General features: G+C 30.1%; 19 protein-coding genes. 3 read left to right on the top strand and 16 right to left on the bottom strand.

All coding sequences use genetic code 11. The features are described from left to right. Positions 1 to 194: 194 nt before the first annotated feature. The 9 genes from pepV (JOC70_RS08725) to JOC70_RS08685 all read right to left on the bottom strand — a co-directional run bounded on the left by pepV (JOC70_RS08725) (position 195) and on the right by JOC70_RS08685 (position 10136). Positions 195 to 1586 carry a dipeptidase PepV gene (gene pepV / locus JOC70_RS08725; protein ID WP_204598476.1) on the bottom strand — a complete coding sequence of 464 codons (1392 nt, stop codon included), beginning with the start codon at positions 1584 to 1586 and terminating at the stop codon, positions 195 to 197. Between the two features lie 107 nt (positions 1587 to 1693). Beyond that, positions 1694 to 1954 carry an ATP cone domain-containing protein gene (locus tag JOC70_RS08720; protein WP_204598475.1) on the bottom strand — a complete coding sequence of 87 codons (261 nt, stop codon included), beginning with the start codon at positions 1952 to 1954 and terminating at the stop codon, positions 1694 to 1696. A gap of 226 nt (positions 1955 to 2180) precedes the next feature. Then, positions 2181 to 3269 carry a dipeptide epimerase gene (locus JOC70_RS08715; protein WP_204598474.1) on the bottom strand — a complete coding sequence of 363 codons (1089 nt, stop codon included), beginning with the start codon at positions 3267 to 3269 and terminating at the stop codon, positions 2181 to 2183. A gap of 133 nt (positions 3270 to 3402) precedes the next feature. Then, positions 3403 to 3729: a DUF3870 domain-containing protein gene (locus tag JOC70_RS08710; protein ID WP_204598473.1), complete on the bottom strand. Its 327-nt coding sequence runs from the start codon at positions 3727 to 3729 to the stop codon at positions 3403 to 3405. A 34-nt stretch (positions 3730 to 3763) separates the two neighbouring features. Further along, a complete protein-coding gene (locus tag JOC70_RS08705; RefSeq protein ID WP_204598472.1) occupies positions 3764 to 5176 on the bottom strand; it encodes an SH3 domain-containing protein in 1413 nt (470 codons plus the stop codon). A gap of 30 nt (positions 5177 to 5206) precedes the next feature. Next, complete coding sequence (locus JOC70_RS08700; RefSeq protein WP_204598471.1) at positions 5207 to 6367, bottom strand: DUF819 family protein; 1161 nt, start codon at positions 6365 to 6367, stop codon at positions 5207 to 5209. Positions 6368 to 6411: 44 nt separating this feature from the next. Then, on the bottom strand, positions 6412 to 7794 hold the full coding sequence (gene pepV / locus JOC70_RS08695) for a dipeptidase PepV (RefSeq protein ID WP_204598470.1): 1383 nt from the start codon (positions 7792 to 7794) through the stop codon (positions 6412 to 6414). Positions 7795 to 8044: 250 nt separating this feature from the next. Beyond that, the gene (locus JOC70_RS08690; RefSeq protein WP_204598469.1) at positions 8045 to 8827 is read right to left on the bottom strand and encodes a serine hydrolase; all 783 of its coding nucleotides are present in this window, start codon (positions 8825 to 8827) and stop codon (positions 8045 to 8047) included. Between the two features lie 13 nt (positions 8828 to 8840). Continuing rightward, a complete protein-coding gene (locus tag JOC70_RS08685) occupies positions 8841 to 10136 on the bottom strand; it encodes a GntT/GntP/DsdX family permease (RefSeq protein ID WP_204598468.1) in 1296 nt (431 codons plus the stop codon). Between the two features lie 388 nt (positions 10137 to 10524). Between JOC70_RS08685 and JOC70_RS08680 the strand changes: the two genes are divergently transcribed. After that, complete coding sequence (locus tag JOC70_RS08680) at positions 10525 to 11412, top strand: MBL fold metallo-hydrolase (protein ID WP_204598467.1); 888 nt, start codon at positions 10525 to 10527, stop codon at positions 11410 to 11412. Positions 11413 to 11567: 155 nt separating this feature from the next. Here JOC70_RS08680 and JOC70_RS08675 read toward each other — a convergent pair whose 3' ends face one another. From JOC70_RS08675 to hisS, 3 genes are all read right to left on the bottom strand, one after another. Further along, a complete protein-coding gene (locus JOC70_RS08675; protein ID WP_204598466.1) occupies positions 11568 to 12800 on the bottom strand; it encodes an NRAMP family divalent metal transporter in 1233 nt (410 codons plus the stop codon). A gap of 9 nt (positions 12801 to 12809) precedes the next feature. Beyond that, on the bottom strand, positions 12810 to 15098 hold the full coding sequence (helD, locus tag JOC70_RS08670) for an RNA polymerase recycling motor HelD (protein WP_204598465.1): 2289 nt from the start codon (positions 15096 to 15098) through the stop codon (positions 12810 to 12812). 138 nt (positions 15099 to 15236) lie between these two features. Beyond that, entirely contained in the window at positions 15237 to 16559 is a 1323-nt protein-coding gene (hisS, locus tag JOC70_RS08665) for a histidine--tRNA ligase (RefSeq protein WP_204598464.1), read from the bottom strand. 335 nt (positions 16560 to 16894) lie between these two features. On the opposite strand from hisS, the gene JOC70_RS08660 reads away from it, so the two are divergent. After that, positions 16895 to 17569 carry a hypothetical protein gene (locus JOC70_RS08660; RefSeq protein WP_204598463.1) on the top strand — a complete coding sequence of 225 codons (675 nt, stop codon included), beginning with the start codon at positions 16895 to 16897 and terminating at the stop codon, positions 17567 to 17569. Between the two features lie 102 nt (positions 17570 to 17671). On the opposite strand, the gene JOC70_RS08655 is transcribed toward JOC70_RS08660, so the two are convergent. The 3 genes from JOC70_RS08655 to JOC70_RS08645 all read right to left on the bottom strand — a co-directional run bounded on the left by JOC70_RS08655 (position 17672) and on the right by JOC70_RS08645 (position 19837). Beyond that, positions 17672 to 17917, bottom strand: a complete 246-nt coding sequence (locus JOC70_RS08655) for a hypothetical protein (RefSeq protein WP_204598462.1) — start codon at positions 17915 to 17917, stop codon at positions 17672 to 17674. A gap of 569 nt (positions 17918 to 18486) precedes the next feature. Continuing rightward, positions 18487 to 19059, bottom strand: coding sequence for a YdcF family protein (locus JOC70_RS08650; RefSeq protein ID WP_204598461.1), 573 nt, complete (start codon positions 19057 to 19059; stop codon positions 18487 to 18489). Between the two features lie 97 nt (positions 19060 to 19156). Continuing rightward, positions 19157 to 19837 (bottom strand): Crp/Fnr family transcriptional regulator, encoded by a 681-nt coding sequence (locus tag JOC70_RS08645; protein WP_204598460.1) that lies wholly within the window; start codon positions 19835 to 19837, stop codon positions 19157 to 19159. 177 nt (positions 19838 to 20014) lie between these two features. On the opposite strand from JOC70_RS08645, the gene JOC70_RS08640 reads away from it, so the two are divergent. After that, positions 20015 to 20770, top strand: a complete 756-nt coding sequence (locus JOC70_RS08640; RefSeq protein ID WP_204598459.1) for an ATP-binding protein — start codon at positions 20015 to 20017, stop codon at positions 20768 to 20770. A gap of 235 nt (positions 20771 to 21005) precedes the next feature. Here JOC70_RS08640 and JOC70_RS08635 read toward each other — a convergent pair whose 3' ends face one another. After that, positions 21006 to 22169, bottom strand: coding sequence for a M20 aminoacylase family protein (locus JOC70_RS08635; RefSeq protein ID WP_204598458.1), 1164 nt, complete (start codon positions 22167 to 22169; stop codon positions 21006 to 21008). Between the last annotated feature and the right edge of the window lie 53 nt (positions 22170 to 22222).

The following is a 22222-nucleotide window of genomic DNA, read 5'->3' as shown; positions in this document are numbered from 1 at the left end:
TGTGATACCTTATCTTTAACTTATAAATTAAATTTCATCATTTAATTTATAAGTTCTTGTACCGTCCCTGGGCTGCCGCCCTAAAAGATCTTTCTGTACTAATTTATAAATATTAGCCGTTCTCGGCGAAATGAACGCCTTCCTAGATGAAAATTCTATATGACCCAGAGCATTAAAAATGTCGTAATATACTTTTATTTTGCTAATTCATATATAGCTTTTGCATATATTTTTGCATTCATCACTAAATCCTCTATTTCAATATACTCATTTGCTTGGTGATCTAAGTCGGGTTTCCCAGGAAATATAGGCCCAAAGGCTACTATATTTTTCATTTCTTTTGCATAAGTTCCTCCACCTATAGCAAAAGCTTCACCACTATCTCCTGTTACTTCTTCATACACACCTAAAAGTTTTTTAATTAGCGGATGGTCTTTAGGGAAGTATAACGACGCTTGATGATCCATATTCTCCACTTTTATCCCTATTTTATTTATAGTATTATTAAGTCCAGTTAATACATCATCCAAGTTTTTTGTTACAGGATATCTTAAATTAAGTCCCATAGATATTTTTTTATCTTGGAAGTTCACTGTTCCAATATTAAAAGAAAGTGTGCCTGACACCTCATCTTGCAAATAAACTCCAAAAGATTCTCCATTTACTTCAAAACCCACGTATTTGTTCATAAATTTGACAAACTCATATAATTCTGTATCTTCAAATGCAAGCGTTTCTAAAAACTTAAACAACTGCATTATTGAGTTTATTCCATTTTCCGGAGTACTTCCATGAGCTGAAACCCCTACTGATTTAATAACTACCATATCACTTTTTATATGAGCAGTTATATTAAAATCATTTTTCAGCTTGAATTTTTCTAATGCATGTATTATAACATCTTTTTCTCTTGACCATATTCCAGCTTCACAGTAATCTGGAACCATATTTACTCTATGTCCACCCCTAATATAATTTATACTTATTTCTTCATTTCCACAGGTATTTATGTCCTTAACTAAATTAAAGCTCATTAACCCCTTCTCTGCATGTATTAAAGGATACATAGCATCTGGAGTAAACCCTGATACTGGCATACTTTCTCTTTCTATATAATGATGCATTTCCTTTGATCCTGTTTCTTCATTTGTTCCGAATATTATTCTCACTCTTTTAGAAATAGGCAAGTTTAAATCCTTAATTGCCTTAAGTCCATAAAGCGCTGCCATTATAGGTCCCTTATCATCTAAAGTTCCCCTTCCGTACATCTTATCATCATGAATTTCTGCAGCATACGGTGGATATATCCATCCATCTCCTTCTGGAACCACATCTAAATGCCCAAGCACTGCAACATAATCTTCTGCTTCTCCATACTCAGCGTATCCTACATATCCATCTAAATTTTTGGTTTTGAAGCCTAACTTTTCAGATATCTTTAATGCATATTCAAGTGCTCTATTTACTCCTTCTCCAAAAGGCATTCCATTTTTCGGCTCATCCTCAACACTTTTTATTTTTATAATTTCTTGAGTAGATTTTATAAGTTCTTCCTTCAATTCATCAACTTTTTTGTTTAACTCCATAGTATTTTCCTCCAGTAAAACTTGTCTGTGATAAACTCTCATGCTAGAGCTTCAATTATACAAAATTATACAAAAATTAATGTCCTTATTTTTCTCTTTAAAGTATTTTATTTTCTCGAATCGTATTTCTTAGCGATTCCACTAAATCCACAATAATTAAGCTTTTCTAGTATAATATCTCTTATTTCACGTGACTCTATTTTATCTTTTTTAAGTGCCATTAAATCTCTCATTATTCTTTCTTCAATAACTTTTAAGTCGCCATCTGTTAAGGGATTTTTAGCTTCATCAGAAGTTCTAGCTAGTGAAGTTCTTATTTTCTCAATCGCAAATTCCTCAATTCTTCCATCACGTTTTATAACTTTCATACAATATATACCCCCAAACTTTTACTTATTTTATTAAGATTTATTATACCATAATATTTATAACAAAATTATGAAATTTTATAAACCATGTAAACCTTTCATAATTTATTGAAGTTATAGCATTTATACAATGCAATAAAATAATTATTTAATATTTTTTCTATAAAGCATAGAAGACATAGACGCCTTCATGTGCCTATGCCTTAGTATTATGTGTATACAAGAATTAAATATACTTTAACCCTTGTATCCCCTTTATTCCTAATCCTGGGGTATTTTCTAGTGTTATAATAGATTCATTAAAAATTGCGCCACCATCTACTGGATCTTCGCTGCAAAGCACCGGTCCGTCTAAGTCTATTTTTGTTATAATACTTTTTGCTGCTGCTAAATGTACTGCTGCAGTAACACTTACTTTTGCCTCAAGCATACATCCTATCATACATTCAACTCCATATATTTCTGCCATAGAACATATCTTAAGTGCATTATGAATCCCTCCTGTTTTCATAAGTTTTATATTTACAAAATCTGCAGCTCTTGTTTGGAGTATTTTTAATGCATCTTCTGGAGAAAATACACTTTCATCTGCAAGCACTGGTATTGAAATATTATCTGTTACAAATTTAAGTCCTTCTATATCATGTGCAGCTACAGGCTGCTCTACAAATTCTATATCAAGTCCTGCATCCTCCATTTGTCTCAAAACTTTAACCGCTTCTTTAGGTTTCCATCCTTGATTTGCATCAATTCTAAGTTTTACATCATATCCTATAGCCTTTCTTATGGCTTTCATTCTTTCTATATCTTTTATAGAATCTTTCCCAACCTTAATCTTAAGTGTTTCATATCCTCTTTTAATTGCATCTAGGCTATCCTTAACCATTTCTTCAGGCTCATTTACACTTATAGTTATATCAGTAACAATTTCTTTCCTATATCCTCCTAGAAGTTTATATAATGGAGCCTTATACATTTGTCCATATAAATCATACAAAGCTATATCTACAGCTGCTTTAGCACTAGTATTTTTTACTACACATTTATCCAATCTTAATATTATTTCTTCAAAGTTTTCTATATCCATTCCAATAATTGTTTTACTAATGTGATCTTTAATTGCACCAATTATTGCACCAGTGGTGTCCCCTGTTATTACTCCAGTAGGAGGTGCTTCTCCAAATCCTATATTGCCTGTGTCTGTATATATCTCAACTATAACATCCTCTACGCTATTTACTGTTCTTAAAGCGGTTTTAAAAGGTGTTTTTAATGGTACTGAAATTAATCCTATTCTTATATCTGTTATTTTCATAATTTATTCCTCCCAAAATTAAATTAAATGCAAAAATCCAGCAAAAGCAAAGTAACAAAACTTGCTTTTACTGGATTTTATTTAGGTAGATACAGTAGTAAATGACTATATCTTATTAAACAAAGCAGTAATTTTAAAAATATTTTTGTTTTATTTCATTATATTTTTTTATACCATCTTTATATGCTACTAAAATTGCTCTTTGTGAAGATCCATGATACCTTCTTTTCACTTCACTCTCTACCTTTTCATCATAGTAATTTAACATTTTACCTATCAAAAGGCTTTGGACAAATTCATCTGTTGTTCTTATAGTAGAAGAACAACTTAAGTCTACTACTTTATCTGTAGTTATATCTACTACAAAACCAATATAAAATGAATTGTACATAGTTGTTATTGCATTTTCAGTATTTGTCTTTGAATTTCCAACTACATATACCGTATCAGAACTATACATTAAAACCACCCCAATAAATATTATAAAATAATATTTATTGCTTGTCTAATATAAACTCTTTCCCAATGGTCATTTCTTCCAAATAAGTTTTCCCATCTTCACTTGAAACTATAGTTACAGGTGTAACCATGATTTGACGCGATCTGTAATATTTGTATTTCCCACTTTGATCTTTGTTATAAAATCCTGAAAAATCATGAATCATATAGTGTTCTCCATTGTATTTGCCGAGATATAACATGGCATGACCTGGCATGTATAATGCAGCTCCAATATTCATACCATCAAATAACTTCTCTCTTTCATCTAATTTCATTTCTTCTGACATATTATAATCTTTTGCCATAGCTATTTCAGCTTGTTCTCCTGTATTTCTAGGTAATTTAAATCCCATAGTCCTATATATGTCCATTATAAAAGCAGAGCAATCTCTTCCATTAAACATTCCACCCCAGCCATATCTTTCACCTAACAGTTTAAAAGATTGGCTTAATATATTTCTCTTCGTATAAGATATATATCCTACATTTACATCCTCTGACTTGGACATTAATGCAAGCTTTAATGCCATCTTACCATTGTTATCTCTTGTAGGAAGTTTAACTACATAATTTCCTGTAGGATTTTGCCCATAAATATCGTCTCCAATTTCATCATGAGTGGCAAGAGGAATTCTTACTCCCATATCGAACTTCAATTCAGAAATTTGCAAATTTAATGGGTTATTAACAGTAAATGCTCTCTTACCTGTGGTTACTATAAAATCCTTTGAGTTAATATAATCAAATAATTCTTCCTTGGTAGTTATAGCTACATCTTCTGCTGGTATCCAAGCTAAGTAATTATACATTTGTGCAAAAAACCATTTATTATCTCTACTATGGCTTAATATAACTAATGGTTCTAAAGGATAAAGAGCTGTTTCCATTAATCTGTCAAATTCATAATTATCTCCTTCTTTAAATAATACATCATATGTTGGATAAGTCTTCATAATCGTTCTTTTTACTGTAATACCATATTTGACCTTATTAACCTCTTGTAATGCATTTAAATTTAAATTTTCTTTTAGCTTATTATAATAAACTTCTGTAGCTTGCTTACCCTCTGCATCATATCTAGGTGTAGATGAAGATGAGCTGATGTTTAATATTAATTTTGTTAATTCATCTTTTTTAAATGATTCATTATATTTTTCAAGATCCACAATTGCTGACTCTTTTTCTTCAATTACTTTATTATATTTTTCTATAGATTTACTATCCATAATAATTTTATCTGGATCTTCAGTATTGTTTATCCAAAAGTCAGCTTTCATCATCTCATCGCTAACTTTAGGTACATTAGTCTGATATTGAACATAATTTTCTCCAGCCGCATAAACATTAGTGGAAATAAGAGCAGTACACGCCAAAACTAAAATACTCCTTAATTTAAGTTTTCTCATATTTATTATATTCCCCCCATAATTTATAAATTACATTATAGAAAGTATCTTTCCTACTATAAGTCCTCCACCTGTGCCTACAATATATCCCATAAGCGCCATTAGAACCCCTATAGGAACCAATGCTTCACTATAAGCTGCCGCAAGTATTGGTGCAGATGCTACCCCTCCAATATTCGCTAAACTTGCAACTCCGCATGTAAATAAATCTAGCTTAAATATCTTTGCAGAAATTGTTAGAACTATCGCATGTATACCTAGTATCACAAATCCTGAAATTATATATATAGGTGCTTGAGTAAGTTCTAAGAAGTTTGCCCTGGAAGCTATTAATGCAACTATTGTATATAACATAAGGTTTGAAAGATGTGAAGCTCCTGGTATCTTAGCGATAGGAGTCATAGCACATACTACCCCTATTAAGGTTGCTATAAGCACTGTCCATGTAGTTCCCTGGAAAAATACTGATTGTGGAAGCATTCCACCTATATACTGAGATATTGCAGAAACAAATAAGCTTAATCCAAGCAAAATTATAATATCTGAAAATTCTATTTCTTTTCTCATATTTTCACTATCTTTGCTTAATTTTTCTCCTATTTCATCTATAAGTTTTGTATTAGACTTTGTCCACTTATTAAACTTAGGTGAAAATGATACTAACCATAATAAGAACATAACCCATATAGAATAATTTATAGAATCCATAAGCAGTGTATATCCAAGTTTTGCATCTGATACATTTAAGGCTCCTTGTACTGCTACCATGTTACCAGTTCCACCAAGCCAGCTTCCACATAGAGCTGCAAATGCCTTCCATGTATCCTCCTCATAAAATCCTTTAAACAACCCATAAGTTATTACAAATCCAAGCATAATACTTATACTTGCTGAAAAAAATCCAATTAACATCTTTGGTCCTAGTTTAAATATCTTTCTAAGATCACATCTTAAAAGCATTAAAAATATCATAGCAGGTAAAAGATTATCTTTTAATCCCTTATATACTGCTGTTATTTCTTTGTTATTTTGCCACACTCCAAATGTTGATAGAAGCATAGCTGTAAAATATAAAAGAACAATAGCTGGGACATAATTAAAAAATTTAGATTTTGATTTCTTTTCTGCTAGCACTAGCAAACTTGCAAAGAAAAGCAAAAATGCTACATAAGTAAAGCCTTTCGTTATCATAGGTACTCCTCCCTTTTATTGACATTATAGATATTTTAATTTTATTACTTTGCTAATTTATACATAGCCTCTGCCATTATTTTTGTATTTTTTATTAAATGACTTATCTCAATATATTCATTAGGCTTATGCTCTACCATTTCCTGCCCCTTAAATATTGGACCAAAGGCTACTACATTTGGCATAGCTTTAGCATAAGTTCCTCCTCCTATAGATATTAGATTAGCTGCCTCCCCTGTTTTTTCTTCATAGACCTTTTGAAGCTTTTTTATAAAATCTGTCTCAGGAGCAACATATAAGCTCTTTTTATGTCTTAAATATACCTGCTTTAATTTACCCTCTTTAAATTTCTGCTGTAATATATGCTTGAAATCTTCATAATCTTTTGTGACAGGATATCTCATATTTAACTCAAAACTTATTTTGTTATTATTGCCCTGTATTGTTCCTAAATTCAATATAAACTTTCCTGATATATCATCTTCCATATAAACACCTAGTGACTGTCCATTTACTTCTGTATTTATATATTTATTTATAAATCTTATAACCTCTCCCATATCCCCTTTTATATCGAATTCCTCTAATAGAATTAATAAACTTGAAATTGCATTTTCACCCTTTTCTGGAGTACTTCCATGAGCTGATATCCCATAAGATTTAATTTTTAAATACTCCCAATCTTCAACTTCAGCTTGAAAATTATCTTTGCTTAATACTTGTTTCTTAATACATTCTAATTTATCTTTAGGAGCACTTATAACCACTTCTGCATAATCCGGAACTACATTTGGTGCAATGCCACCCTTTATACATTTTATTTTTACATCTCCGTCTGTACATATATCTCTTTCGTATTTACAAGTTATAATCCCTTTTTCTCCATTTATTATAGGGTACTCTGCATCTGGAGTAAATCCTGCTACTGGTATTTCTCCCCCCTTATCTAGGTAATACTTAATGCAGTTACTTCCCGTCTCCTCATTAGTTCCAAATATTATTCTTATTCTCTTACTTATTGGAAGCCTTAGCTCCTTTAAGGCTCTTAACGCATATAGTGCTCCTATAAGTGGCCCTTTATTATCAATGGTACCCCTTCCATAAATTTTGTCATCATGTACTTCCGCTGCATACGGTGGGTATTTCCAACCATCACCTTCAGGTACTACATCCAAATGTCCAAGCACTGCTATCATTTCTTGGCCTTCACCGTATTCTGCATATCCAACAAAGTTGTCCATATTTTTGGTTTTAAATCCCATATTATCCGCTAATTCCAAAGTATAATTCAACGCCTTATATAATCCTTCCCCAAAGGGCATTTCATCTTTAGGATCTTCCTCTACACTTTTAATTTTCACTACATTTCGTACTTCCCTTATGACTTCATCCTTCATTTCCTCTATTTTTTTATCTAATTGTGTCAAAATTATCACTTCCTAACTTTTAAACTTATTACTTTAGATATTTCGAAATATAAAAAGTCCAGTAAATGAGTAACTCATCTACTGGACTTCGTCTACGACAAATGCTTTAGGCACCTAAATAAACTAAGCAGTAAAACATATTTTATTTAATTATTTGTATATTAATGTTTATATTGTTATTATAATCCATCTTGATTGTAATTTCAAGAATTAATTGAATATTTTAAATAAACATTGTAGAACTATCTCTTTATTTAATTCCTTCTATACTTTTATACACCTCACGAGATATACTCCCTATGATTTCTCTTCCTTCCTTGTTTGTGTCTATCCTGTTAGTTAATACACAAATTATATAATTATCCTTTGGATGAAAAATTATTCCTACGTCATGTTCTAGTTTATCTAAATCACCTGTCTTATGAGCAATTACTAAATCTTCTGGTAAATATAAATTTAATCTTCCTCCAACTTGCTGCCTTTTTAATATGTCAAGCATTATTTCACTATATTCTTTACTTACTAACTTTCTCTCATAAATGCTTTCTAATACACTGCATAAGTCTTTAGCTGTTGTTACATTTTCTCTTCCCATTTTTGCCGCAGCTGAATCCATCATCTTTCTTCGTAATTGAGTATTATATAATTTTAATCTTTCTGCTTCTTCATTTACTTTTTTCATTCCTAACATATCAATTAATATATTGGTTGCTGTATTATCACTTAGTATAATCATCAAAGTTACAATTTCCTTTAAAGTAAATATGTGTCCTTCTTCTAATTCCTTTAATATTCCGTCTCCTCCGCACTTTGAACAATTTAGCAATTTGATTTTATCATCTAATGACATTCTGCCTTCTTTTACTTCTCTCATAACAGTTGACATTATTATGAGCTTAATAGTACTAGCTGAAGGAAATATCATATTTTCATTTATCATTATTGTACACTTATCATTCATCATCTTTAACGCTACTGCTATATTTCCATTAGAATTGCCAATTATATTTTCAATGCTGTTTTTTAACTCCATTATGTTTCCCTCCTTAACCAAAGAAAGCTCTTATAAATATAAGTAAAACATTAGCTATAACAACAATAACTCCAAACTTAACCATATTCTTTAAATCTTTTGATCTAGCAAGTCCCATTTGTCCTAACATATCTGCCTCTGGATATGCAAAGGAAGTTATTTGAGAACCAACTAGTAAAATCATTGCCCACAAGCCAGTTGACATTCCTAAATCTTGTACAAATCCATTGAACATTTTGTCCATTACTACCGATTGAGCTACAGCGGCCCCTCCTATTCCAAAAATTCCGGTTAAAGTAGAGACTAAAGAAAAAACTATCTTATTACCTGAGCCTAATAATGGCTCTAGCAAGGTTACTAATGATTTAAAAGCTCCTGATTCTTCTATAAAAGTTATGAACGGATTGAATAATATGAACATTATAAACAGCCACATCATACGTGATGCCCCTTCAACTAACGTATTAAATATTTCATTTAAGCTTAACTTCCCTGTAACTCCTGTTATAACTGCTGTAGTAAACATTACAACTATGGCATAGGAAGCTCCACTTTTTACATAAATACCATAAACTATTAAAAGAGTTAATGTGATTAAAAAACCATAGGTAGCTCTCTTAGCGTTTTCTCCTGCCTTTTCATTGATATCAATATTTTCGGTACTTTCATAAGAATATATGCCCTTTGTATCCTTCTGAATTTTATTAGCCATGATATAAGTTACTATTAAGCACACTGCTGTTACAGGCAATCCAGCAGATATTAAGTATTCTACATAGCTTAGCCTAGTTAACCCCATTATAGTAACAACTTGTGGTGAAAAAGGTCCTATAAACATTCCTGTTAGTCCTGCTCCCATAAGCACTGCTGATAAAGAAGATGGGGTTATTCCAATAGCTGCTACTAATGGTATTACTATTGGTGCTATAATTGCGTTTGCTCCTGCCAAGGTTCCAAGTAAAGCAGTTAACACCATAGAAGCAATCATAGATGCTAATATTGCTCTTTTTTCTGTATTTATTCCTATCTTTCTCATAACTGTTCTTACTAAGTTTTCAGCAACACCTGTCTTTTTCAAGATTGCCCCTAGCGCAGAGCCTAACATAATTATAAATCCTATTAATCCAAGGAAAGATCCTAATGATTCTCCAATCACTGCTCCCATACCTAATAAAGGTTTATTTGTTAAAATTCCTGTAATAATGACACATAATAAAACATTTAAGATTGGATTAATATCCTTGAAAGCCAGAACTATATAAAGTATTAGCGGTATAAGTGCAAACAAAGGTGAAATTCCCAATAACATATAAATACCCCCTTAGTTATATTATTTAATTCAATACATTTTAAATTAAATGAATTGAATTATTTACTAGAAAATCAAAAAATCCAATAAAAGCATACAGAGTTGCTTTTACTGGATTTTACCTATGGAGACATAGATGATAATTCTACATCCTATTAGATAAAGCAGTAAATCGAAATTTATTCTTTAATTTATTTTCATAGTTAATTTACATTTATATAATAAATATATTCTATAATAAGATTTATATGACTAATTTTATTATAGGTTTTATAAAGTTACTATATATTTTAAATACTATAAAATTTACATATCAATACATAAATGATATATTATATATAACATTATAATTAGAAAGTTTTATACATCATGTAAGGAGCTGAAAACTATGGAGCTTAGCAAGATTAAGGGTAACACTTATTACATAAATGCCCCTACAAATATCGGTGTTTACGTATTTAAAAATAAAAACTGTCTTTTAGTAGATACGGGCATGAATAATTCTTCTACAAAAAAAATAGATGAGCTACTAGTACAAAATGGCCTTCATCCTAAATATATAATAAATACCCACAGCCATTTAGATCATTGTGGTGGGAATACATATTTTCAAAATAATTATCCTGGATGCCTAGTTTATTCTTCTCTAAAGGAAAAACTATTTATGGAAAACCAGGAACTTCACGCTGCCATAATTTCCACTGGAAATCCTTTTAAAGGTTTAGATAAAAGCAATAAATCTTTATCTACAGACTTTTCACTTGAATATGGAACAAATAAAATAAATGATGAAAAACTTGAAATAATTTCTCTTAAAGGACATTCCATAGAGCAAATTGGAATTATTACTCCTGAAAAAGTATGTTTCTTAGGCGACTCACTCTTTAGTGATACCACAATAGATAAATATTCCCTACCATACTTATATGATATAGAGGAGAGTCTAAACACCTTAAAATTTATAAAAGAGATAGATGCAGATTATTTTGTAATAGGACACAGTGATAAAATTTATGAAAAGTTAGAAATAACTCAATTAGCTGAAAAGAATATAGAAAATATAAATAGATATTTGAATGATATATTGGAATTATTAGATCAACCATTATCTAAAGAAGATGTTTTAGAAAATCTAGCTCTTTTAAATAACTTAGATATGGAATTTAGACAATATCACCTAAATCTATCTGCAGTAAGTTCTTTTTTATCTTATCTTTATAATAATGGTAAAATAAATTCTTCTGTACAAGATGGTAAACTTTATTTTTATGTATAATTTTATAGCAGCTTTTTATGATACTGTTCAGGGCTTATAAAAAAACAACCTAAAGTAGGCCCTATACTTGGAATACTTCCTGCTTTTTTAATATAACTATCCATGGAAAATTTCCCTATGCTCATAAAAACTCGAATAAAATTATGGCAATGTTTTCAAAACATTGCCATAATTTTATATATCATTAAAGCTATAAAAAACACTACTATACTTATCACTGTAAACCATACAACTATATTTTGTATTGGCTTATTTACTTCTTTCCCCATAATCTCACTGTTATTTGTTATTATAATCATATATATAAGAATTACAGGCACTATCATAGAGGCTAATGCTTGAGCTAAAATTATCAAATTTATAAGGGAACTCTGGTTTAATAAAACAAAAATGCCACTTATAACTAGAATAAATGTAAATATTATATAAAATAGCGGTGCTTCTTTACAACTTTTTTCAAATCCATTTTCTAATGCAAAAGCATCACATATTGCAAGTGTTCCAGCTAATGGGATTAAAGCTAATGTTATAGTTGTAAAACTTAATATTCCCATGCCAAATATATATTTAGCATATTTTCCAAAAGCCTTTATAAAAATCACCCCTAGATTCTTATTACTTATGGCAATTTCCCCTCCCCTTTGGAAACTTTCAATCCCTACAATCATAATAAGCAATGAAATTAAAAACATTATTAAAATCCCTATATATATACCTATCTTTTGTTCTCCATATTCCTTGAAACTCAAATCTTCCTGAACTAAATATGATTGAAGATGAAACATCATGTAAGTTGGAATGGAAGCTCCTATTATACTTAAAGAATAGTATATATAATCACTTTGCCAAAAGTCTATGTTTTGCACAGATTTAATCATGACTTTACTCGAATTATTAACGTCAATTGCTGAAATTATATACATTATAAATATAATACTTAATAAAAAAAATATATTTTGAGCACTTTCATAATATCTCTTAGTTATCATAAGCCATATGGATATAGAAATTATAAGTATAGCTATATACTTATTTACACCCATAAGCTCTACCCCTATTAAGCTTGCTCCAAAGCTTGAAATAGTCAAAAATATACTTGATATTAAAACCATAATCATAGCAAAAAATGCCGGTTTTGCTCCATACCATTCCCTTATAAGATCTGCAAAACTTTTACCAGTTATCTTTGCCATTCTTATATTCATTTCTTGTATGAATATAAAACTTATTGTCAGAAATATAATAAGTGGAAATAATCTATAGCCATATCTAAATCCCCCATTTATATATGTAATTATTTTCCCTCCATAACTTGCAGAACTAATAACAATTACTCCTGAAATTATAGTAGATACTGTGGACAATGCTTTATTCTTAGATCTTTTCATAACAACCAACTACTCCTTAAGCAAAGTTGTCAAATTTCCGCTATATAAAACATACTCATTATGAAGCGCTCTTGTAAGGACAACATATAATAGTCTTTTATCCAGTTCATCTTCTTTATAGTTTTCATCATTTCCATTTATGATTATTGAACAATCAAACTCCAATCCCTTAGTCATATAAGATGGAATTATTATCTTTTCTGAATTTACTCTTTTATCCTCTTCATTTATAAGCTTCCATCCTTCTACTCCATGAATATCAAACATATTTTTTATATTTTCACATTCCTCCGAATTTTTCCCTATAAGTGCAATGGTTTTTCTATTTTCCTCGTTCATTTTATTTTCAATGCTTTTGATTATATCTATGAACACATTATAATCATCATACTTAATAATTTCAGGTATCATGCCATGTCTTAATACAGGTTTAGCTGACTTCAAACTATTTTTCTGTTTTTTAAGTACTATATTGGCAAAATTAACTATTTCAACTGTAGAACGATAACTTTGAGATAATGCAACATAATTTGCATCTCCATCATATACAAATTCAATGAGCTTTTTCCAATCATCTATTCCCTTATAATAATAAATGCTTTGACCTGTATCTCCAACTATCGTAAATGAATTGTTTGATACCATAGACTTTAAAACATATAATTGAAACAAGCTATAATCCTGAGCTTCATCTACTACAATGTGCTTAAACTTATCTTCTTCGTCCACTCCCTCTAAACTAAATTTTAAATATAAAAGAGCAGCTAAGTCATCACTATCTACAAAACCCTTCTCAAAGTTTTCTTCTGATTCCTTTTTCATACCTTCCCAAATATTTTTAGGAATTTTACCTTCTGTAAGCTTTTCATAAATTTCTTCTTCAAATAAACCTAAGTATACTTTATTTATATTTATCTTACCTAAATCACTAAAGTAACTTTTTATTATCTTTTTACTATCTACCTTAATTTTCCCCTTTAAATTATCTCTTTCTTCATATGCTGCTTTAATTTGAGTTCTCTTTTCTTCTCCTTCAGGCATTTCTCTTAACTCTTTGAATAAAAATTCATATTGCCCATCGATTATTGCATGTATGTTTTTTACTTTTGCATCTAGCTGTTTATTAAAGTAACTGTTTATTTCTTTTTTCCTTTGTTCCATAGGAAGATGCTTTAATCCCTCTAAAAACAACTTTTTTATATCTCTTCCTTTAAAAAGGGTATATTCACAAACCTCTATATCCTCATAATCTAAATTATTCAATTGAATATATTTTATATATCTATCAATTATATTTTTGAAGAGAATACTTCCCTTAACTTTACTTGCTTTGGTTATAAATTCTACTTCCTTATCCGCGCTGCTTTCAATCACATAAGCAAGTTTCTTATCTTTATTATATACTTCAAGTTTAGTTTTTAATATCTTTAAAGCAAGTTCTTCATAGGTAAACTGATTTACCTTCCCTGCCCCAAGGTTTGGAAGCACTTCTGATATATAATCTAAGAATAAATTATTAGGTGCAACTACAAGCACATCTTCACCAGTGATATTTTTCTTGTACTTATATAGAAGATATGCGAGTCTATGCAGTGCTACAGTAGTTTTACCCGAACCTGCTGACCCCTGCACTATAAGCGACCTATTCTTTTCACTTCTTATTATGTCATTTTGCTCTTTTTGTATTGTAGCAACTATATCTTTAAGTTTTTTATTTGCACTTTCCTCCAAATTTATTCTTAAAAATTCATCTTGAAGAGCTTCTTCAGCATTTTCACTTACCTTTAATATGATTTGATTAGCTCCTTCATCAAAGGCATCCTTAATCTTACCACCCTTTATTAAGAACTTTCTCTTTAAAGATAATTCTCCCTCAATTTCGCCATACGGACCATAGTAAGAGCTCTTTCCTTCAGTACCACTATAATACAAATCTGCGATAGGAGCTCTCCAATCTATTACCTTTTCTTCTTGCTCTTTTTCATCATTTAATCCAATTTTACCTATATAAAAACTTTCTGCATCTCTAAGTCTTTCTCTAAAATCTATCCTCGCAAAATATGGTGCTCCCTTTACTTCTTTATAGTTTTTTACCTTTTCTTTATTGGCTTCTTGAATATGAATTGCAGTATCAAGTTCAAAGCTATATTTACCTTTAGACTCTTTTTTAAGCTTTTGAACCTTTTCATTAAATTCCTTAACATTACCTTCTAAATATTTTATTTCGTCTTTAAGCCAGTTTTTTGTTTCTTCTAGCTTTTCCTTTTCACCTTGTAATTCTTCTGGATGTATTGCCACTCTAGTATGCCTCCAATCATTAACTTATGTAAAATTTTACTATAATTATATTATATAACAAAATTTTATGATAATACACTTAAGAATTTAAGTCAAATTAATAAAGGCCAGCCTAAAGCTGACCTTTGTGAAAAATTATTATTTATTATTAATTATACTCATGGCATCATCGATAGTAATAGTTTGCTGTTCGCCTGTACTCATATTTTTTAGTGTAACCTTATTCTGATTTATTTCATCAGAACCTATAAGTATTACATAAGGTATATTAAGCTTATCTGCATAACCGAACTTTTTACCTACCTTGCCATCCTCAAAATAAATTTCACACACTATTTCATTTTCTCTTAAATCACTAGCAACCTTTATAGAATGTTCTACACAATCATCTCCCATAGGAATAATAAGTGCTTGTGATAAAGTTGATGAAGCATTTTCTCCTATTATATTAGCTTCTCTTAGCTGATAAAATAATCTTGTAAGACCTATAGATATTCCTACACCTGGAAGCTTTTGCTCAGTATAGTATTCTGCTAAATTATCATATCTTCCACCAGAACATACACTTCCTATTTTAGGATAATTATTCAATATAGTCTCATATACAGTACCTGTATAATAATCAAGACCTCTTGCTATAGTTAAATCTATGCTAAAGTTGTTTTCAGGAACTTTAAAACATCTTATATAGTATACAACTTGAGATAATTCTTTTAATCCTTCTTTAAACTCATCATTTTCTATATTAAGTTCTTCTAAGGATTTTAACATTTCATCATTGCTGCCCTTTATTTGTATAAATCCTATTATCTTATTTACTCTTACCTCATCTAAACCTAAAGATTTTAGCTCTTCTATTACTGCATCCATTCCTATTTTATCAAGCTTATCTATAGTTCTTAAGATTTCTGCTTTATTATCGACATTTAAGGATGCAAAGAAGCCATTTAATACTTTTCTATTATTTATATGTATAGTAAAATCTTCAAAACCAAGTTCCTTAAATGTAGAATATATAACACTTGGAATTTCCGCATCATTTATTACGTTTAATTTCCCATTTCCAATTATATCTATATCACATTGGTAAAATTCTCTAAAACGTCCCTTTTGATTTCTTTCTCCCCTATATACCTTTGACATATGATATCTTCTAAAAGGGAATGTCAAATCGGAAAAATGCTGTGCTACATATCTTGCTAGTGGTACAGTTAAATCAAATCTTAAAGATAAATCTGTATCTCCCTTGGTAAATCTATATATCTGCTTTTCTGTTTCTCCGCCACCCTTGGCAAGAAGTATTTCAGATTTTTCTATAGTTGGAGTATCTAATGGAATGAAGCCACACTTTTCATAGTTATGTCTTATAGTATCCATCATTTTATTAAAAAGTATTTGATCTGCAGGAAGCAACTCCATAAATCCTGGCAGTATTGAAGGCCTTACTATATTTTTAGCCATTTTTATCCCTCCATATACTTTAGTATGATAAATTATGAATATTTTACACTATCACAGGCAAAATTTCAAATATTTTCTAAATTTTTTTTACTGTTACATCGTATTATAACATATTTTTTATTTAATAGTTATCATATTATCAAGAAAAACTTGTGTTTTATTTATACAATATCTGTATATTATATAAATGTGGATATCTTTTCACATACTGCTCTCTTTTATACAATATTTATTTGTTCTTTAACTTTTATATTTACTTTTAAAAAATTGCAAGTTTTCTTAAAAATATATATAATATAAGCATTATACTAATATTAAACATAGGAGCTGATTTAATGTTGTTTTTTGGTAAGAAAACTGTTGACGATGAAATAATTCAAGGCCTATCGAACTTACTTGATGAATATGAAGATGAATTTAATAAATGCTTTATTCCTAAAGATGCTTTTGTAACATTGTATTTAGGCGGTTCAGATTTATTAGATAATCAAATAAATAAAGAGCTTAGGGAATTTAACTTTCACGAATTAAATTATAAAAATAAAAATCTTTCAGATATTTTAAATGAAAATTCTAAAATGAGAAAATCCTTTTTTGTTGCTCTAAACAATATAAAACAAAATCAAAATTTATTTTATAATAATGCTCTTTTAGATTTTCTAAAAGAAAACGGAAGAATTTTCTTGACCAATTATCTTGATAGATTTAAAAAAGAAGCTAAGGCATATAATAAGCAACTACAAAAAGGTAAGCTTAAAGATGGAAGATATGTATTTGTATGGATTGAAGATGAGAAGCTTTATTTCCTAGATAACTTATTTGTGTATATAACTCCGTTAGCAATAGATATACAAAATATCACTAGTTATTATGAAGAAGATAATGAGACCTTTGCTGGTACCGTGATTGAATATACTGATAATGAAGAAATTAAAAAGTTAAAATTTAATTTAGCATCCTTCGAAATGCTAAAAAAACTAATACCATTTAAAGCAGAAAACAAAAAATAAAAAGTTGACCACGCAACTTTTTATTTAATCTATAGTCGTTAATTACTAATCGCTATCCTCATTTCGTTAATCATTTAGAGATTAGTAATTGGCCACTATTATTTAAAGTACCTTTTTTAATTTATCAAATCCATATTCTTTAATATATGTTTGATTATTTTCATCTCTTATTAAAAGCTTTACTAAATCATTTTTGATTTTTAATACCTTACCTTTTAATTTGCTTCCCATGATATTTACTGGTGCTCCGTGAGTAAGCTCTTTTAAATTATTGCTATTGCAGTACTCACATTCCTCTGAATCCTTTAATATTCTTTTGCAATCCTTACAATAATATAACTTCTCCATCATTAACCCCTCCACCTCTTTTTGTACATTCGTATATTTTATACTAATATATATTTATACTTAAGGAATTTAGAATATGCCTACTTCTAGAAATATTACCACGGTTTTTAGGGCGGAAGTCCTTAATGTTACAAGCACTTACACTAAATAAATAAAAAAATTTACAAGTTAAAGATAAGGTAGTACAACAAAAGATTTCTGATAAAAATAGAATGCTTAATATCGTACGACCTATCAGTCTGCGGGCTTACCAGCCCTTTGATAAGTGGTGATTGAAAAGAAATTTTGCCAAAGCGAAATTTCTTCCTTCGGCAGTGTGCATGAAGACATTTTAATGTTGAATTTAGTATTTGATTTGCATTGTAGAAGGCTTTGAACAAGGAATTAGAAGTTCTTTATTTACGAATTTAAAACACCGTAAAGAACTTTTTACTGTCTGAGCGACAGCGAGTTTAAAAAGTTTAGGTGATTTAAATTCATAAATATTAGAGCTTCTTTACGTAGTGAGCGCCTTCTTAAATGCAAATATCATACGATAGGTTCAACATTAAATATGTCGTAATATCCTTTTAGGTTAAGTAAAACTTAATAAGTGCTGGTATTTCCCTAATAAATCCATAACGTTCATGATTGATATAGTCCTTTACAAATACTCCAGAAAAACTTGCATGAATTCCTACTCGTTTTGCCATAAGTGAGGCTCTCTTTAGATGATATTTATTGGATACTACTATAGCAGAATTAAGGTCCCTCTCTTGCATTATTTCCTTAGAGTTCTTTAAGTTCTCCATGGTACTAGTTGACTTATCTTCTTTTATTATGTACTTTTCATCCATTCCAAGCCCTATTAAGTGTCTTTTTATCGCTTCAGCTTCTGAAATTTCTTCTCCATCTCCCATTCCTCCTGATGCAATTATATAATTTGCATATCCTTCCTTATATAATCTAAAAGCTTCTTCCGTTCTGCTTACTAAAACTGGGCTTGGGGTTTCTCCATAAACACTGCATCCAAGTACTATTACGCAATCAGACTTCTCAGCCTTAGAAAACTTTCCAAACTTATAAATTTGTATACCAATACTCACAACAAAAATCATAATTAATAAAACTATGCTTATACCTATCTTTATACCCATTTTCATTCCTATTACTCCTTATATACTTCAATAAATCTTTACATACAAAAGTGCAGCATGAAAAACAAAATACTTCCCTTAAGGATGGAATTGACTCTAATTCTTATTCTACTAAACATTCTTCTAAAACCTCTAAATCATTTATAGTAATAGAATTTTTATCATAATCGATTATTCCTTCATCCTTCATATTCATCATTTCCCTTGAAAGTGATGGCCGAGGAATTCCAAGTTCTTCAGACATTTCTTTCCTATTTACTTTTAACTTAATATGAAGGCTATTTTGCTTTCTATATTCCTCTAATATAAAACTTGCAATTCTTTGCCTTATATTTTTATAAGATAACACTTTGACTTTCTTATTAAGCATAAGTATCTTGTTAGATAATAAGCTCATAAAACTATTTAAAACTATATTATTTTCACTACATATTTTAAGCAATTGTTCCTTAAATATAAAAAGCACTTCACTTTTTTCTGTTGAAGTTATAGTAGCTGGATACTTGTGAAAATTAGAAAATATTATAGCTTCTCCAAATATTCTATTTGGTTGAAGTCTGTCCATAGTTACAGTTTTGCCGGATGCAAATAGTCTACTAATTTCAACTTTACCTTTTATTACTATTCCTATACTATTACAGTCATCTCCCTCAATAGCTATTACATCACCTTTATTATAACTGCTAATCTTAAATGTGTTTTTATCTAATATATTTTCTAATTGTTCTCCATTCAAATTTTTAAATAATATACATTGTCTAAGTACTGATAATACTTGCTTCATGTTATTCTCTCCTAAAATATCTACTAAATTTTAACTTGGTTTCATGTGTTACGGATTTATAATTCTAATTTTAATATAATAAATTTATGAAATCAATTGAAAACAGAATATCTAAGATTAAAACGATATTAATTTTATATGAATTTAAATAAATATAAAAATTAGGAGGATCATACTATGAAGAGAAAAATAGTTCATATACATGAGGATAAATGTAATGGATGCGGATTATGTGTAAAGGCTTGCCACGAAGGTGCAATTGAACTTATAAACGGAAAGGCTAAACTTATAAGCGATGAATACTGTGATGGACTTGGAGACTGTCTTCCAGAGTGTCCAACGGATGCAATTGAAATAATTGAAAGAGAAGCTAAGGAATATGATGATGAACTTGTTAAACAAAAAATAGCTGAAAAAAAAGCTGCTGAAGAAGCAAAGAAAGCTTTAATTCCTGATATGCCATGCGGATGCCCTGGAAGTGCTGCAAAACTTATACAAAGACAACCTAAGGTTCAAAAGCCAAAGGCCCTTCCTATGCAGATGGCTGAAAACTTACATTCTAGTTCAAACTCAGAACTTAGACAATGGCCTGTACAATTAAACCTAGTAAACAGTAAAGCCCCTTACTTAAATGGAGCTAACCTTTTAGTTGCTGCTGATTGTACAGCTTATGCTTATAAAAACTTTCATGAAGATTTTATAAAAGACCATATTACAGTAATAGGATGCCCAAAACTTGACGATAACAAGTATTATGAAGAAAAATTAGCTGATATGCTTAAGAACAATGACATAAAAAGCATCACTGTAGTTAGAATGGAAGTACCATGCTGTAGTGGAATTGTATCTGCTGTAAAAAACGCAATGTTAAAATCAGGGGTAATAGTACCATACAGAGAAGTTATAATTTCAACAGATGGAGAAGTTATTTAAGAAATCTAGAATAGCTATTCTCTATTCTCCAATTATATTATTCTATTGATAAACTTTTAAATATAAAAACTTATAAATTCTATAACATTTAAAATAATAATTTAATGAGGTCAGGACACAATTACACTAGATAAAAATTGTATCCTGGCCTAAAAAACCTAATATTATTGAGGTCTAACTATTCTTTTCAGAATCCAATTTAAGCACTTATAAACCTGAGTTGAAATATTACATACTATTTAGAAAGGCGAATTCTAACTATCTCTGCAAAAAATTCTGCACCAGTTTCTAATATTGAGTCGTTATAATCATAAAGAGAATTATGCAAAGGAATGACGTCATTTTTATTATCACTGTTTGCACCCCCTAGAAATACAAGACAGCCTGGTATCCTCTGTAAGAATGTGCCAAAATCTTCTGAACTCATCATTGGATCACAGTTTGCATTTACATTTTCATCTCCAACGATATTTCTTGCCGCTTGTGCAGCAATTTCAGTACATTTTTCCCAATTAAGAGTAGGTGAAAATTCATGAGTGTATTCAAATTGACATTCTGCCCCATAAAAATCACATATACCTTCACAAATTCTTTTCATTCTATCTTCAATCAGTTTTTGAACTTCAGGTGTGAAGCTTCTAGTATCTCCTTTAATTTCAACATTAGTAGGAATAGCGTTTCTAATTCCATCTGTATGAATTTCCGTGCAGGAAACAACAGCCGTGTCAATTGGATTAACGTTACGTGAAACTATAGTTTGTAGTGCAAGAATAATTTCAGCTGCAATTACAAGTGGGTCAACTCCTATGTGAGGAGCAGATGCGTGTGCCCCCTTTCCTTTAATACGAATTACAAAGTTATCTTCACTTGCCATAATTCCGCCTACTTTGGTCCATATTGTTCCTGCAGGTAATTGTGGCATATTATGCATTCCGTAAATTTCATCTACAGGAAAACGCTCAAATAACTTGTCATCCATCATAGCCATTGCACCTTTACCCGGTTCTTCCGCTGGTTGAAAAATAAATCTTACCGTACCGTTAAAGTTCTTCCTCTCAGAAAGTAATTTAGCAGCTCCTAACAGTGTAGTCATATGTCCGTCATGTCCGCATGCATGCATTTTCCCTGGATTTTGAGAACTATATAGATGTTGTCCTTTTTCAGTAAGGTTAATAGCATCCATATCAGCTCTAAGACCAATAATGCCTTTTCCATCCCCGATTGTAAGATTTGCTACAATACCAGTCTCTCCAATATTTTTATGAACCTCCAGTCCCATATCTGTCAATGCTTTGGCTAAATACTCAGAAGTGTTCCTTTCTTCAAAAGCACTTTCAGGATGCATATGCAAATAGTGCCTCCACTCATTAAGTTGGTTTTTAAAATCAATATTTCTCATATATTTTCCTCCATTATATATAGACAAACTTTTAGCTTTAGATGGAGTTTTAG

This window comes from Clostridium pascui, assembly GCF_016908015.1.
Lineage (GTDB): Bacteria > Bacillota > Clostridia > Clostridiales > Clostridiaceae > Clostridium_AK > Clostridium_AK pascui.
The sequence above is the reverse complement of the archived record's forward strand: the minus strand, read 5'-3'. Positions and strand labels throughout refer to the sequence as shown.